This is a genomic window from Polaromonas sp. P3_A5, assembly GCF_056403055.1.
This window is the reverse complement of record NZ_JBFUGF010000001.1, coordinates 3,272,432-3,286,887: the sequence shown is the minus strand read 5'-3', so window position 1 is coordinate 3,286,887 and position 14,456 is coordinate 3,272,432. Positions and strand designations below refer to the sequence as shown.

Genomic DNA, 14,456 nt, shown 5'->3' with positions numbered 1-14,456 from the left:
ACCTGCCTGCAGCCCCTGGATGCCCGACCCAGGGGCCGCGTGCTTCAACTACCCGAAATTCACCGGCACAAAAATTTTGCTGTCGCCCCGCTGTATCAGAAGCGCCACGGATTTCTCTGCTTTGGCCACGGTGGCGCGCACCTGGTCGATGTTTTTCACCGGAACGCCGTTGATGGACAGCAATACATCGCCAACCTGCACCCCGGCCATTGCCGCCGGGCCGCTGGCCTGCTGGACCACCAGGCCGTTGTCCACGCCGGCTTCCTGCTTTTCATCGGGCTGCAGCGGGCGCAGCGCCAGGCCCAGCTTGCCCTGGTTGGGCGTGTCCTTTTTGGCTGCGGCCTGGGCCGTCTTCTCGTCGGCATTGGCCAGCCTGGCAGTGACCACCTTGGCGGCGCCCTGCCGCCAGATGTCCAGCCGGATGCTGTCGCCGGGCGCTGCCAGGCCAATCAGTGCGGGCAGGTCGCCCGAGGAGACGATGGGCTGGCCGTTCACGCCACGGATCACGTCACCCGACTGCAGGCCGGCCTTGTCTGCCGGGCCCCCTTTTTCCACACTCGAAACCAGCGCGCCTTCGGGCTTGTCCAGCTTGAAGGAGTCGGCAAAGGACTGGTTGACCTCCTGCACCGCCACGCCCAGGCGGGCATGTTCGACCTTGCCGGTGGCCACGATCTGGTTTTTGATGCGGACCGCCACGTCGACCGGGATGGCGAACGACACGCCCTGGTAGCCGCCGCTGCGGGTATAGATCTGGGAGTTGATGCCCACGACTTCGCCGCGCGCGTTGAACAGCGGGCCACCCGAGTTGCCCGGGTTGACCGCCACGTCGGTCTGGATGAAAGGCACGGCGCTGTCGTCAGGCAGCGAACGGCCCTTGGCGCTGACCACGCCGGCAGTGACGGTGTTTTCAAAGCCGAAGGGCGAGCCGATGGCCAGCACCCATTCGCCGACCTTGAGCTCGCTGATCTTGCCGAGCGTCACCACGGGCAGGTTTTTGGCGTCAATGCGCAGCACCGCCACGTCGGTCTTGGGGTCGGCGCCCAGTACCTTGGCGCGGTATTCGCGCCGGTCGGTCAGCTTGACGGTGACCTCTTTTGCATCGCGCACCACGTGGGCGTTGGTCAGGATGATGCCGTCAGGGCTGACGATGAAGCCCGAACCCTGGCCGCGTGTGGGCATTTCCTGCTGCTGGCCGCCGCGGCCGCCACGGGCGCCCGGGCCCTGCTGGAAGCGTTTGAAGAATTCGAAGAACGGATCACCGGAGGGCGTGTCGTCGTCATCGCCGTCGTCCTGTGCCATCGGGGAGTCGTTTCGTACTTTGGTGGTGCCGGTCACGCTGATGTTGACGACCGCCGGGCCATAGCGTTCGGTGATCTGCGAGAAGTCGGGCAGGGCCATGGGCACCGAGGTTGGGGTGCCGGCGGTAATGGCCGGAGGGACGGCCGCCGTGGCGGCAGGGTGCACGGCGTTGAGTGCACTGACGCCGGCGCCGCCTATGGCACCTGCAGCCAGAAGTGCAGCGACAAGCCGGGTATTTTTCAATGCTTCAGATTTCATGGATGGGCTTCCTTGCGTTGAGGGCACACACCGGTGCCGATGCGTACAACTATGGGGTGGCAGCCTTAGGCGGGGCTTAAATTTGCGCGACGCACGAAGGGCAGCGCTGCGGGCGTGAATTTTGATAAAAAGTGGCTGTAGCCAGCAATAGGACTGCGCGAGAAGCTATAAAAATGGTAGCAAATGATGGCTGCTAGCCGGTGGTTTCATCCGCCGAAAAGCGGACTTCAACCCGCAGCCCGCCCAGGGACTCCGATGTGCCGAGCTGCAGCGTCGCGCCGTGCCGCTCGGCAATCACCTTGACGATGGCCAATCCGAGGCCGCTGCCGGTTTCGGGAGATATCGCTGATCCAGCCGACCCACCCGCCGTGTCCGTGACGCTGGCGGCGCGAAAGAAGCGGTCAAACACGCGGTGACGGTCTTCCGCGGCGATGCCCGGGCCGCTGTCTTCCACGGTCAGCGTCGGCTGGCCGTCCTGCAGGTCCAGCGACACGTCGACCCGGCCCGCCACCGGCGTGTACTTGACGGCGTTGTCCAGCAGGTTGCGCAGCAGGATGCGCAGGGCCTCGCCTTGGCCTTTCACCTGCACAGGCTGCAGCGGCTCGCTGCCGGCCAGGCCCAGGTCAATTTGCCTGTGGCCCGCATGGGGCAGCACATCGGCCACGGCCAGCTTCACCACATCGCGCAGGTCCACCAGGGCGGCAGAGGCAGGTGCCTGGCCTGAATCGGCTTCGGCTTGTGCCGTGCCAGCGGTTTCCTCGCGGGCCAGCACCAGCAGCTGCTCGGCCAGCCGTATCGCCCGGTCGATGCCCTGGTTCAACCGGCCGATGGCGGCCTCCCGCACGGCAGGCTCTTCGTCGTTTCGGCGAAGGGCCTGCGCCTGCAGCTTGAGCGCCGTCAGCGGCGAGCGCAGCTCGTGTGCTGCATCAGCCACAAAATGCCGCTGCGCCTCGAAAGCGCCGCGCACCCGGTCAAACAGCAGGTTCAGCTCTTCAACCAGCGGCCGCACTTCGTCAGGCAAACCGTCGTCGGCCAGCGGCGACAAATCGTCGGCCGGGCGCCCGGCCACCTGCCGCCGTGCACGCTCGATGGGCGCCAGCGATCGGCTGATGACCCACCACACGGCCAGCATCAGCAGCGGTGTGAGATAGGCAAAGGGCAGCACGGCGCGCACGGCCAGCGTGCGGGCGCGCGCCGAGCGGGCGTCCAGGTCCTGCGCAATCTGCACGGTTTGCAGCGCGGTCTGCAGGGTGTAGACGCGGTACCGGTTGCCGTGCGCTTCGACGTCTGAAAAGCCGAGCACTGCGCGCGGCGGAAGCGCCGAGCGGGTGGAACGGAAAATCTGTGTGCCGTCCTGGCCCCAGATCTGCACATACACCTCGAAGCGGTCGTCCTCATCGGCTTCGTCCAGAGGAATGTTGAGTGGAATGCCGCTGCGCAGGGAGCGCGCCATTTGCTGCAAATGGTCGTCGAACATCGCGTCGGCCTGCTGCAAGGCGCCGCGGTAGGCCGTGGCCGCCTGCAGCAGGGCCGCCAGAAAAATTGCCGCCAATATGAACCAGAGTAGGCGCCTCCTCAAAGAATGCGTTGCCGATTTTTTCACAGCTTCGATCATTGCTTGGGCACCAGATAGCCCAGGCCGCGCACGGTCTGGATCACGTCGTTGCCAAGTTTTTTACGGACACCGTGGATGTAGACCTCGACCGCGTTGCTGCTGATGTCGTCTTTCCAGCTGAAGAGCTTTTCCTCAAGCTGCGCGCGTGACAGCACCACGCCCGGGCGTGCCAGCAAGGGTTCGAGCACCGCCCATTCGCGTGCCGAGAGCGACACCGGCTGGCCATTGAGGCTGGCTTCGCGCGTGGCGGGGTTCAGGCTCACGCCCTTGTGTTCAAACGCCGGTTCGGCCCGGCCCGCACTGCGCCGTATCAGCGCGCGAATGCGTGCCAGCAGTTCGTCGGTGTCATAGGGTTTGACGACGTAGTCGTCGGCGCCGGCATCCAGCCCGGCGATGCGGTCGCCGACCGCATCGCGCGCCGTGGCCACCATCACCGGGGTGGTGTTGCGGCGAGCCCGCAAAGCGCGCAGCACTTCCAGGCCGTCACGCTTGGGCAGGCCGAGGTCCAGCAGCACCAGGTCGTACTGTTCGCTGTTCAGGGCCTCGTCGGCCATGCGGCCGTCACGCACCCAGTCGACGGCATAGTGCTCACCGCGCAGCACCTGCAGCACGGTCTCGCCGATCATGGCGTCGTCTTCAACGAGCAGTAATCGCATTGGAAGATGTACGGTTTTGGAGAAATTGCCGGGGAGCCCGCAAGCTGGTGGGCCATTGGGGGCCATTGGCCGGATTATCCGGCCAATGCCTGGCCAAGGCTTATGTCAGCCTTAAACGAAAAGGCAAAGCCGCCATACCGCGGCGAGGAGCGCAAGTGCCCCCCGGGGTCATGCCATACTCCGGCAGCCGTGACTGCCCTGGCAGGCGCCTTGTTCAACATGACGTTTACACCATGCCCTTTGTCAGCCTGATGTGTCCCCAATGCGCCGCGCCGCTGCCGCGTGCGGCTTATTGGCGCACGGTCACCTGCAGCTACTGCGGGGCCACCGTCAGCCGCGGCGCAGAAACCATCCGTGCCGCCTCGTTTCACGAAGCCTGGCTGCGGGTGCACCAGGCGGTCGATCTCCCGGCGCGCATGGTGTCCGTCGGCGAACGGCAATATGGGCTGCTGGCCGGCCTGGGCGGCGGCGAGTCGTCGCAGGTCTTTCTCGCGCAGCGCGTGCATCCTTTCGGCGAGCGCGTGACGCTCAAGCTGGCGCGCACCGACGGCGCAACCGCCGTGCTGCAGCAAGAGGCGGAGACCGTCAGGCAATTGCAGGGGCTTAAAACAGCAGGCTCGGCTTACTTCAGCCAGCGCCTGCCGCAGCTCGTTGCTTCAGGCACCGCGCGGGACGGCACGTCGCCCGAGCGGCATGCGCTGGCGCTCAGGCATCCCACGGGATTCTGGGGCAGCCTTGCCGACGTCATGCGTGGGCATCCAACGGGCGTGGACGCCCGCCATGCCGTCTGGATGTGGCGGCGTGTGCTGGAGGTACTGGCCTATCTTCATGACAACAGCTGGCAGCATGGCGACCTGTGCCCGGAGCATTTGCTCGTGCACCCGCGCAACCATGGCGTCCAGATGATTGGCTGGGCGCGGGCGCGGCATGGCGGGCATGGGGCGGTGCAGGACCTGATGCAGCTGGCGTGGAGCATACGCATGCTGTTGAGCGGCCAGGCCGGCAGCGGCGAGCATCCGCCGTCTCTGCCCGCAACCACCCCTGCGCCGCTGGCCGCGCTATTGCTGGCTGGCAGCGAAGATGCCCGTTGGTGCGCACAGCATGGCGCGCGCGGGTTGCTGGCGCAACTGGGCCAGGCGGCCGAGCAGTCTTTTGGCGTGTCGCGTTTTGTCGTTTTTCACCCGACTGCAGCGTCCGCCCTGCACTGAATCAGAATTACTGAATTACCAAAAGAGGAGCCGACTTCATGGGACACGGAAATTATTCATACGCTGCACATGCGGCCATGGTGGCCAACCGATCTGCCAGCCCACACACCGAGGTCTTTACCCAACGGGCCTGCCACGCGCTGATGGACCCGCGCGGGCTCAAGGTCCGGGAGTCGCGCGACAGTGCCGACCACCCGGCGTCGCTGGCCGTCGTGTTCGCACTGGACGTTACCGGCTCGATGGGAGACATCCCCCGCATCCTGGCGCAGCAGGAGCTGCCGACGTTCATGAAGCTGCTGGGCGATTGCAACATCCCCGATCCGCAGCTGATGTTCATGGCCATCGGTGACGCCACATCTGACCGGGCGCCGCTGCAGGTGGGTCAGTTTGAATCCACCGCCGAGTTGATGGACCAATGGCTGACCTGGAGCTATCTGGAGGGAGGCGGTGGCGGCTCGGGCAGTGAAAGCTACGAGCTGGCTTTCTACACCGTTGCCCAGCACACCGACCTGGACTGCTGGGCCAAGCGAAAAAAGCGCGGCTACCTGTTCATGACCGGTGACGAGCTTCCCTATCCGGCCGTGTCACGGCACCAGGTGGAGGCCCTTTTCTCTGAAAAACTGGATGAAGACATCCCGATCGAGGAAGTCATTGCGGCAGCCGCCGAAAACTACCACCTTTTTTTCCTGATCCCCGACCTGGAGCGCCGGCGCAACTGCGAAAAGCGCTGGCGCGAGTTGCTCGGAGAAAACGTCATCTGTATGGAGTCTCCCGAAGACGCATGCGCAGTCGCGGCGGCCATCGTCGGGCTGACGGAGCGTGCCTTGCCGGATTTGGGTGCCGTGGCGCGCGTCCTCAAGGCCAGCGGCGCCACGCCCGAGCGCACGGGCTCGGTCTTGCGTTGCCTGGATGCCTATGCTGCTCACCTGGATCCGTCCAGCATTCGTCACCTGCATGCGCAGGCGACCGGCGCGGCGCCGGTCAGGTCGGGCTGGTGGCGGCGCCTTTTCGGTTGAGCGGGCGGGTGTGCTGAACGGCCGTGGCGCGGCCCCGTCCCGGCTGGTGTCGCTGCTTGGCCTTGGCTTTGGCGACTGCGGCAAGGGGCTGTTCACCGATTTCCTGTGCCGCCAATGGCAGGCCGGGGCGGTAGTGCGTTTTAACGGCGGCGCGCAGGCGGGCCACAACGTGGTCCTGCCCGACGGCCGGCACCATACCTTTTCCCAGTTTTGCGCGGGCACCCTGGTGCCGGGCGTGTTGAGCGTCCTGGCCAGCCCGGTCGTGGTGCACCCGACGGCCTTGCTGGTCGAGCATGCCGCGTTGCAGGCACTCGGAATTCCGGACGCGCTCGCGCGTTTGCGCATCGACGCGCGCTGTCGCATCAACACACCGTTTCACCAGGCGGCCGGCCGGCTGCGCGAATTACGGCGCGGCGCGGCCAGCCACGGAACCTGCGGGGTGGGCGTGGGGGAAACCGTGCGCCACGCGCTGGCGCATCCGGGCGAAGTGCTGTGCTATGGCGACTTGCTGGCGCCAGCCCGCGCGCACGACAAGCTCGAAGCCATCCGGCGGCGCCTGCTGGCCGGGTTTGACGCGTCGGCCGGCTCGGCTACGCAGCCAGCCGCGTGGCAGCAAGAGCAAGGGCTGCTGAGAGATGCCAGTGTGTCCGCCCGATGGCTCGCCTCCGTGGCAGAACTGGCCCGGCAATGCAAACCCACGCAGAGCCCGGAGATCGCCCGGGAACTCCAGGGATGCGGCACCGTGCTCTTTGAAGGCGCACAAGGTGTTCTGCTGGATGAATGGCATGGCTTTCATCCGCATACGACCTGGAGCAGCATCCATCCCGCCTCGGTAGAGTCGGTGGTCGCCGATTTGGGGCTGACCGGCCCCATCATGCACCTGGGCATCTTGCGAAGCTATCTCACAAGGCACGGCAACGGACCCCTGCCCACGTTTGATGCTGCGCTCGATGTGCTGGCGGAGCCCCACAACACGGGTGACGGCTGGCAAGGGCGTTTTCGCAGGGGGCACGCCGATGCGGTGCTGCTGCGTTATGCGCTGGAGATCACTGGAAAGCTCGATGGCCTGCTATTGAGTCACCTGGACGTATTTGACGCCGGCTTGCCTGGCGGGGGCGTGAACCTGTGCACCGCGTACGAAGCGGCGCCCGAGGCTGGCGACGCCCTGTTATGCCAAAGAATCGCTCATGGGGAAGGCCGTGAACGTGGCAACGGGCTGGTTGAGCGTCTGCTGCCCGGCAACGGGCATGACCTGCAGCACCAGTCGAGGCTGACAGCTTTGCTGGCGAGAGCGCAGCCGGTGTATGAAGGCCAGCCGCTGCGCTCGGCGTCGGCATTGGTGGCGCGTTTTCAGGCGCTCGCTGCCTGCCCGGTTCTGTACGGCGGCTTTGGGCCGAGCTTCAGCGCGGTTCGCGCCATGACCGGCACCTAGCGCGTCCAGGGGTCAGGAGAGCGAGGCCAGCCGCGCCCGGTGCCGCGTGATCTGGGCCTTGACTTGTGCCGGCGCAGTGCCACCCAGGATGTTGCGGGCGTTCAACGAGCCGCGCAGGCTCAAGCAGTCGTAGACGTCTTTTTCGATGTTGGGGTTGAATTCCTGCAGCACAGCCAGCGGCAACTCGGACAGGTCCACCGCATGGGTGGTGGCGGCTTTGACGGCGTGGGCCACGGTTTCGTGGGCATCGCGGAAGGGCAGGCCTTTTTTCACCAGATAGTCGGCCAGGTCGGTGGCGGTGGCGTAGCCGCGCAGCGCGGCCTTTTCCATGGCTTCGGGCTTGACGGTGATGCCGGCCACCATCTCGGCAAAGATGCGCAGCGTGTCCTTGAGCGTGTCGACGGTGTCGAACAGCGGCTCCTTGTCTTCCTGGTTGTCCTTGTTGTAGGCCAGGGGCTGGCCCTTCATCAGGGTGATCAGGCCCATCAGGTGGCCGACCACGCGGCCGGTCTTGCCGCGCGCCAGTTCGGGCACGTCGGGGTTTTTCTTCTGCGGCATGATGGACGAGCCGGTGGTGAAGCGGTCGGGAATGTGGATGAAGCCGAAGTTCTGGCTCATCCACAAGATCAGCTCTTCGCTCATGCGGCTGATGTGCACCATGGCGAGCGACGCGGCCGCCGTGAACTCAATTGCGAAGTCACGGTCGCTCACGGCGTCCAGGCTGTTCTGGCATACCTGCGGCTGGCCGCTTTCGTCGACCATGCCCAGCGTTTTGGCCACGCGTTCGCGGTCCAGCGGGTAGCTGGTGCCGGCCAGCGCTGCAGCACCCAGCGGCAGGCGGTTCACGCGCTTCCTGATCTCCAGCATGCGCTCGGCGTCGCGGCTGAACATTTCCACATAGGCCAGCATATGGTGGCCAAAACTCACCGGCTGGGCCACCTGCAGGTGGGTGAAGCCGGGCAGGATGACTTCGACATTTTTCTCGGCGATGTCAACCAGCGCTTTTTGCAGGTCGGTCAGCAGCCCGCCGATCAGGTCGATCTCACTGCGCAGCCAGAGGCGCACATCGGTGGCGACCTGGTCGTTGCGGCTGCGGCCGGTGTGCAGGCGCTTGCCGGCGTCGCCCACAAGCTGGGTCAGGCGCGCTTCGATGTTGAAGTGCACGTCTTCGAGATCCAGCTTCCACTCAAAAGCGCCGGAGTCGATTTCGGACGTGATTTGCGTCATGCCTTTCTGGATGTCGGCGTAGTCGGCGGCGGGAATGATCTTTTGCGCTGCCAGCATTTCGGCGTGAGCGAGCGAACCGGCAATGTCGGCTTGCCACAGGCGCTTGTCAAAAAACACGCTGGACGTATAACGCTTCACCAGGTCGCTCATGGGTTCGGAAAAAAGGGCGGACCAGGCTTGGGACTTTTTGTCGAATTGATTCACGTCGGGCTTTCTTTGAGGCAGTCACTGGCCGGTCTGTGGGGTAAAGCACGCCATTTCGGGCAGTTGCGCAGCCGGCCAGGCCTAAATAGTGTTTAACCCATGGCCGAATCGCCTTGGGCAGTGCAATACTCTTCCCAATGATTTTATCTGGGTGCCGGGCCCCGTGGGAAACCCCTGCCGTGCGCTGCCCCAGCCGATCCGTTTTTCCACGATACCGAAGTGCCGCCGACGTCCATGAAGCCTGTGCCCGATCAGAAGAATTTCAGCGAATCCACGTTGCTGGGCAGCTTTATTCCGGGCGATGAGGAAGCGGCGCCGCGCACTTCCAACCGCACCAGCATGTTTGATGCTTGCCACGTGGGTGTGGTTTTGCGTGCCGTGCTCTTTGTAGAGGCGGTGACCGGCGTGTGTGTGATGTTCGCTGCGCGTGAACCCCTGGACTGGCTGCTGAGCTTTTCGCTGCTCACCGGCGGTGTGCTGCCCGCCACCCTGGCCTGGCTGATTGCGGTGTGTGCGCTGAAGGGGCAGTTGAACCGGCTGGAGCCTTCGCACCAGTGGGCGGCGGGTATTGCACTGGGTGTTGTGTCGGGGCTGTACGGCTGTGGCTTGCTGGCCCTGCTGGGCCTGCTCCAGCCGGTGCCCTGGTGGGCCAGTGCGGCGGCGGGTGCCTTGCTGTCCGCCATGATGCTGGCGGGGCTGTTCTGGCGGGCCAAGGCGCGTACGCCGGCAGCCACGGCGGCACGCCTTGCCGAACTGCAATCGCGCATTCGCCCCCATTTCCTTTTCAATACCCTGAACAGCGCCATTGCGCTGGTGCGTGCCGAGCCCGCCAAGGCCGAGGCGGTGCTGGAAGACCTGAGTGAGCTTTTTCGCCATGCACTGGCCGATCCGGCCGAATCCGTGACGCTCGGCCAGGAGATCGCGCTGGCGCAGCGTTACCTCGCCATTGAGCAGATCCGCTTTGGTGAGCGGCTGCAGGTGCAGTGGAGCCTGGACACCGAAGCGGACCAGGCCAAGCTGCCGCCGCTGCTGTTGCAGCCGCTGGTAGAAAACGCCGTCAGGCATGGCGTGGAACCCAGCGCCAGCGGCGCGCAGCTGAAAATATCCACCCTCCGGCGAGGCAGCACGGTGGTGATCAAGGTGACCAATTCAACCCCCGCAGGCGCCGGTGAGCGCGGCCACGGGTTGGCGCTGGCCAATGTGCGCGAACGCCTTGCGCTGCTGCATGATGTCGAGGCGAAATTCAAGACCGTGTTCAAGGACGGCATATTTCAGGTTCGACTGGAGATTCCCGCATGACGCTCAAGGTATTGGTAGTTGACGATGAAGCCCTGGCGCGTTCGCGCCTGCGCACCCTGCTGGGCGATTGCACCGCCCCGGCCGCAGTGGCAGCAGCTGAAGCCGCCGATGCTGTTCAGGCCATGAAGGCCTTGCAGCGTGAGTCATTCGATGCGGTGCTGCTTGACATCCGCATGCCCGGCGTTGACGGTATCGCGCTGGCACGCACCATTGCTTCACTTGCACAGCCACCCGCCCTGGTGTTTGTCACGGCCCATTCCGAACATGCCGTGCAGGCCTTTGAACTGGAGGCCGTCGACTACCTCACGAAGCCGGTGCGCCTGGAACGCCTGCAGCAAGCGTTGCAGAAGGTAGAGCGTTTGGGCCAGGCTGCCCGGACGTCCACGGCGGATGTGGCGGAAGAAACGCTCATCATCCAGGACCGCGGCCGCACCGAGCGTGTGCCACTGGCCGAGGTGCTGTATTTCAAAGCCGAACTCAAATACATCACTGTGCGTACCGCGACCCGCAGCTACATACTCGATGGTTCCCTGAGCGAGCTGGAAGAGCGCCACGCGACCCGTTTCATGCGCATTCACCGCAACGCACTGATTGCGCGCCGGGCCGTGCGCGCGCTGGAAAAACATTTTGATCCAGAAGAGGGCGAGGGCTGGGCGGTACGGCTCAATGGTATTGATGAACTGCTGGCGGTGTCCAGGCGCCAGCTCAGCGCCGTTCGGGAAGCCATCGCGGCCTGATTACATTTCTCTTGCTGCTTCTTCCAATCCAACATCCTGTCTATGCATACACGTGCCGATTTCATCCAGCGGCACGTCAGCCGCTTCAGCAATGAGCCTGCCGTAGAGCGCCAGCTCGTACGCGACTTCTTCGGTGGCATGACTGGCTTTTATGTTGATATAGGGGCTAACGATCCGGTGCTGGATTCGCAATCGCAGCATCTGGAACAGATGGGTTGGACGGGCCTCCTCGTGGAACCTGACCCGGACTGTTGTGAGCTGCTGCGCAGGAGTCGAACCGGCGTGGTCATTGAAATGGCTTGTTCCAGCGCTGAAAACGCAGGAAGGTACCTGGATTTGAATCGGGCCGGACCCCATTCAACGCTCGAAGCGAGGCCTATTGCCATGGGCGCCGTGGTCCGTTCAACGGTACAGGTACGGTGCGAGACGCTGGATGCCATCCTGGAAGGAAATGCTGTGCCAGAGGGGTTTGATTTCCTGTCGATCGACATCGAGGGGCACGAACTGGTTGCGTTGTCCGGTTTCAACTTTGCACGCTGGCAGCCCCGCCTGGTGCTGATTGAGGATCACGTGACCCATCATAAAAAACACGACCTGATGCGCGGCAACGGCTACCAGCTGATTCTTCGAACCGGCTTGAACAGCTGGTACGTTCCGGCGAAAGCGTCCTACACATTTTCCTGGCCGGCTCGGTTTGAATACCTGCGTAAGTACTACCTGGGGCTTCCATTGCGCAAATTTCGTTACGCACGCCCCGGCACAAAAACGGATACGGGAGACATATGACCGAAGAACCCGCAGAGCGTGTCGTACGCGCGGCGCCTCCAGTGGTGCCGGGCGATCCTGAACAGCTGCATGTTCGGGTTCCGGTCGATATCCGCAGCATGTCGCTCGTGGTACTGGCGGGTCTCGCCTGCCTGTTTGTACTGCACTGGGCCAAGGCCGTCTTTATTCCGGTGATGCTGGGTGTGCTGTTCAGCTATGCTTTTTCACCGGTGGTCAACTGGTTTGAAACGAAACGCGTTCCACGCTGGCTGAGCGCTGCCGTGGTGTTGCTGACGATTGTGGGCAGCATCGGCACCACGGCGTATTCGCTCAGCGACGAAGCGGCGCAGCTGCTGGAAGCGCTGCCGGCTGCGGCACAGAAATTCCGCCAGGCCGTGAAGGTGCGCACCAACCAGTCTGACAGCGCCCTGGAAACCGTACAGAAAGCCGCCGCACAGCTTGAACAGGCCGCGCAGGAAAGCGCTGCGACCAGCAGTACGCGTGGGGCGATGCGTGTCGTGGTTGAGCCTGCCCGTTTCAACATCAAGAATTATCTCTGGTCAGGCACCATCGGGCTGATTGCACTGATCGGCCAGGCGACCGTGGTGGTTTTTTTCACCTACTTCCTGATGCTTTCGGGCGACAGCTTCCGGCGCAAGCTGATCAAGCTTGCGGGCTCCAGCATCAGCAGCAAAAAAATCACGCTGCAGGCTCTCAATGAGATCACCGACCAGATCCAGCGCTACCTGCAGGTGCAGCTCCTGACCAGTGCGCTGGTCGGGGTGCTGACCTGGCTGGCGCTCTGGGCGCTGCGGCTGGAAAACCCCGCTGTGTGGGGCGTTGCCGCTGCCGTGCTGAACCTGATTCCTTACGTAGGCTCTCTGGTCACGGCGGCGACGTCGGCCCTGGTGGCCTTTATGCAGTTTGGCTCGCTCAACATGGCGCTGGCCGTGGGGGGGGCCTCGCTGGCCATTCATACCGTGGTGGGCAACCTGTTGACGCCGTGGCTTACCAGCCGCGCCAGCCGCATGAGTCCGGTGGCGGTGTTCGTCGGCTTGCTGGCCTGGGGCTGGCTCTGGGGGGTGTGGGGCCTGTTGCTCGGCATTCCCATTCTGATGATTGTCAAGTCGATTTGCGACCGCATCGATGACCTGAAGCCGATTGGTGAGTTTCTCGGCAGTTGATGTGGCCCCCACGGTCGCTCACTTCGTGTAGCTCCCTGCCCCCCGAGGGGGCCGCCCGCCTGTGGCCCGGCAAAGCCGGTTCCACGGCTCATGCTGGTATGAGAGACTGGCCGTACGATCCTGATTTAGTTAATGAAATGAAAGAGGTAACGCGATGATGGAACTGTTGACGGATCCGCAAATGTGGATCGCTTTTGCCACGCTCACTGCGCTGGAACTGGTGCTGGGCATCGACAACATCATCTTTATTTCCATCCTGGTCGACAAGCTGCCCAAGGACAAACAGGAGCTGGCAAGGCGCCTGGGCCTTTTTATGGCGATGTTCATGCGCATTGGCTTGCTGTTTGTGCTGTCGTGGATCATCGGGCTGGTGGACCCGCTCTTCACCATCCTGAAAGAGGAAATTTCGGGGCGCGACCTGATCCTGATTGCCGGGGGCCTGTTCCTGATCTGGAAGAGCACCGGTGAAATCCACCAGTCGATGGAGGGCGAAGAAGGTCATGCCTCCAGCGGGGTCAAGGCCACGTTTGCGGCTGTGATCGTGCAGATCATGATTGTGGACATGGTGTTCTCGCTGGATTCCATCATCACCGCCGTCGGCATGGTGGACAGTCTGCCGGTCATGATTGCCGCGGTCATCGCATCGGTGGGCTTGATGATGCTGTTCGCTCCGGCCATCGGCCGCTTTGTGTCCGACCATCCCACCATCAAGATGCTGGCGCTGTCTTTCCTTGTCGTCGTGGGTGTGGTGCTGATCGCTGAGGGCCTCGACCACCATGTGCCCAAGGGCTATGTGTACTTTGCCATGGCGTTTTCTGTGGCGGTGGAAATGCTCAACATCCGCATGCGCAAGAAAAAGAGCAAGCCGGTACACCTGAGAAATGCCTATGCCAATGGGGATAAGGGCGACAAGGCTGATGGCGCTGACGGCCGTAAGACCTGACGCTGAGCTGTGCCCGTGACGCGCCTGCGCTGCGCCGCGTGCCTTCGCCCGCAGGGTGGCTGCATCTGCAGGTGGGTTACCCCCACAGCGCATGAAACCGGGGTGCTGATCCTTCAGCATCCGCTGGAGGTTGACCACGCCAAAAACAGCGCTCGCCTGCTGCACCTGAGTCTGCCGTGCAGCCGGATGCTGACGGGCGAGTGTTTTGATGAAGCTGGTTTGCGTGATGCGCTGCAAGGACCGGAGTATGTGGTGCTGCTGTATCCGCAGACGCCGGATGATGCAGCGCCCGTCCTGGATCCCATACAACTCAACGACGCGGCACGTGTGCTGCTTGTCGTACTGGACGGCACCTGGCGCAAGAGCCGAAGGATGCTGCACCGGAGCCCGTTGCTGCAGCAATTGCCGCGCCTGTCGCTGGAAGATGTACCGGCTTCCGGCTACCGGATCCGCAAGGCCCACAAGCCGGGGCAACTCTCAACGCTGGAGGCTACCTGCGCAGCGCTGGCGCAACTGGAAGGCCATGCTGAAAAATACCACCCGCTGCTCAAGGCGTTTGACGGTTTTGTGGCGCAGCAGTTGGCGTTTGTTCCGAAGTAGTTCGACTTGATCC

At 63.6% G+C, this 14,456-nt stretch carries 13 protein-coding genes; 9 read left to right on the top strand and 4 right to left on the bottom strand.

Going from position 1 to position 14,456, the window contains the following annotated elements:
• Positions 1-48 precede the first annotated feature (48 nt).
• The 3 genes from AC1DU8_RS15760 to AC1DU8_RS15750 form a co-directional block, all read right to left on the bottom strand.
• Positions 49-1,557, bottom strand: a complete 1,509-nt coding sequence (locus tag AC1DU8_RS15760; RefSeq protein WP_477726955.1) for a DegQ family serine endoprotease — start codon at positions 1,555-1,557, stop codon at positions 49-51.
• Positions 1,558-1,750: 193 nt separating this feature from the next.
• Positions 1,751-3,172, bottom strand: a complete 1,422-nt coding sequence (locus AC1DU8_RS15755; RefSeq protein WP_477726954.1) for an ATP-binding protein — start codon at positions 3,170-3,172, stop codon at positions 1,751-1,753.
• Positions 3,169-3,828: a response regulator gene (locus AC1DU8_RS15750; RefSeq protein ID WP_457279431.1), complete on the bottom strand. Its 660-nt coding sequence runs from the start codon at positions 3,826-3,828 to the stop codon at positions 3,169-3,171. The genes AC1DU8_RS15755 and AC1DU8_RS15750 overlap by 4 nt, the downstream gene beginning before the upstream one ends.
• Before the next feature lie 233 nt (positions 3,829-4,061).
• Between AC1DU8_RS15750 and AC1DU8_RS15745 the strand changes: the two genes are divergently transcribed.
• The 3 genes from AC1DU8_RS15745 to AC1DU8_RS15735 are packed head-to-tail and all read left to right on the top strand — an operon-like array spanning position 4,062 to position 7,484.
• Positions 4,062-5,036 (top strand): lipopolysaccharide kinase InaA family protein, encoded by a 975-nt coding sequence (locus AC1DU8_RS15745; RefSeq protein ID WP_457279430.1) that lies wholly within the window; start codon positions 4,062-4,064, stop codon positions 5,034-5,036.
• A 38-nt stretch (positions 5,037-5,074) separates the two neighbouring features.
• On the top strand, positions 5,075-6,052 hold the full coding sequence (locus AC1DU8_RS15740; RefSeq protein ID WP_477666214.1) for a VWA domain-containing protein: 978 nt from the start codon (positions 5,075-5,077) through the stop codon (positions 6,050-6,052).
• Between the two features lie 10 nt (positions 6,053-6,062).
• Entirely contained in the window at positions 6,063-7,484 is a 1,422-nt protein-coding gene (locus tag AC1DU8_RS15735) for an adenylosuccinate synthetase (RefSeq protein ID WP_477666215.1), read from the top strand.
• Positions 7,485-7,496: 12 nt separating this feature from the next.
• Here AC1DU8_RS15735 and argH read toward each other — a convergent pair whose 3' ends face one another.
• A complete protein-coding gene (gene argH / locus AC1DU8_RS15730; RefSeq protein ID WP_457279427.1) occupies positions 7,497-8,915 on the bottom strand; it encodes an argininosuccinate lyase in 1,419 nt (472 codons plus the stop codon).
• Between the two features lie 234 nt (positions 8,916-9,149).
• Between argH and AC1DU8_RS15725 the strand changes: the two genes are divergently transcribed.
• From AC1DU8_RS15725 to AC1DU8_RS15700, 6 genes are all read left to right on the top strand, one after another.
• On the top strand, positions 9,150-10,214 hold the full coding sequence (locus tag AC1DU8_RS15725; protein WP_457279426.1) for a sensor histidine kinase: 1,065 nt from the start codon (positions 9,150-9,152) through the stop codon (positions 10,212-10,214).
• The gene (locus AC1DU8_RS15720; protein ID WP_477666217.1) at positions 10,211-10,951 is read left to right on the top strand and encodes a LytR/AlgR family response regulator transcription factor; all 741 of its coding nucleotides are present in this window, start codon (positions 10,211-10,213) and stop codon (positions 10,949-10,951) included. Before AC1DU8_RS15725 ends, AC1DU8_RS15720 begins: the two co-directional genes overlap by 4 nt.
• Before the next feature lie 42 nt (positions 10,952-10,993).
• Positions 10,994-11,737 carry an FkbM family methyltransferase gene (locus AC1DU8_RS15715; RefSeq protein WP_457279424.1) on the top strand — a complete coding sequence of 248 codons (744 nt, stop codon included), beginning with the start codon at positions 10,994-10,996 and terminating at the stop codon, positions 11,735-11,737.
• A complete protein-coding gene (locus AC1DU8_RS15710; protein WP_457279423.1) occupies positions 11,734-12,900 on the top strand; it encodes an AI-2E family transporter in 1,167 nt (388 codons plus the stop codon). The genes AC1DU8_RS15715 and AC1DU8_RS15710 overlap by 4 nt, the downstream gene beginning before the upstream one ends.
• 154 nt (positions 12,901-13,054) lie before the next feature.
• Positions 13,055-13,843 (top strand): TerC family protein, encoded by a 789-nt coding sequence (locus tag AC1DU8_RS15705; RefSeq protein WP_457279422.1) that lies wholly within the window; start codon positions 13,055-13,057, stop codon positions 13,841-13,843.
• A gap of 9 nt (positions 13,844-13,852) precedes the next feature.
• On the top strand, positions 13,853-14,443 hold the full coding sequence (locus AC1DU8_RS15700; protein WP_457279421.1) for a tRNA-uridine aminocarboxypropyltransferase: 591 nt from the start codon (positions 13,853-13,855) through the stop codon (positions 14,441-14,443).
• Positions 14,444-14,456: the final 13 nt, after the last annotated feature.

Excerpts from the sequence above, each read along its gene's own strand:
- AC1DU8_RS15750 (WP_457279431.1), bottom strand. The coding sequence starts at position 3,828 with ATGCGATTACTGCTCGTTGAAGACGACGCCATGATCGGCGAGACCGTG.
- AC1DU8_RS15755 (WP_477726954.1), bottom strand. The coding sequence starts at position 3,172 with ATGATCGAAGCTGTGAAAAAATCGGCAACGCATTCTTTGAGGAGGCGC.
- AC1DU8_RS15710 (WP_457279423.1), top strand. The coding sequence starts at position 11,734 with ATGACCGAAGAACCCGCAGAGCGTGTCGTACGCGCGGCGCCTCCAGTG.
- AC1DU8_RS15760 (WP_477726955.1), bottom strand. The coding sequence starts at position 1,557 with ATGAAATCTGAAGCATTGAAAAATACCCGGCTTGTCGCTGCACTTCTG.
- AC1DU8_RS15705 (WP_457279422.1), top strand. The coding sequence starts at position 13,055 with ATGATGGAACTGTTGACGGATCCGCAAATGTGGATCGCTTTTGCCACG.
- AC1DU8_RS15725 (WP_457279426.1), top strand. The coding sequence starts at position 9,150 with ATGAAGCCTGTGCCCGATCAGAAGAATTTCAGCGAATCCACGTTGCTG.
- AC1DU8_RS15745 (WP_457279430.1), top strand. The coding sequence starts at position 4,062 with ATGCCCTTTGTCAGCCTGATGTGTCCCCAATGCGCCGCGCCGCTGCCG.
- AC1DU8_RS15720 (WP_477666217.1), top strand. The coding sequence starts at position 10,211 with ATGACGCTCAAGGTATTGGTAGTTGACGATGAAGCCCTGGCGCGTTCG.
- AC1DU8_RS15740 (WP_477666214.1), top strand. The coding sequence starts at position 5,075 with ATGGGACACGGAAATTATTCATACGCTGCACATGCGGCCATGGTGGCC.
- AC1DU8_RS15715 (WP_457279424.1), top strand. The coding sequence starts at position 10,994 with ATGCATACACGTGCCGATTTCATCCAGCGGCACGTCAGCCGCTTCAGC.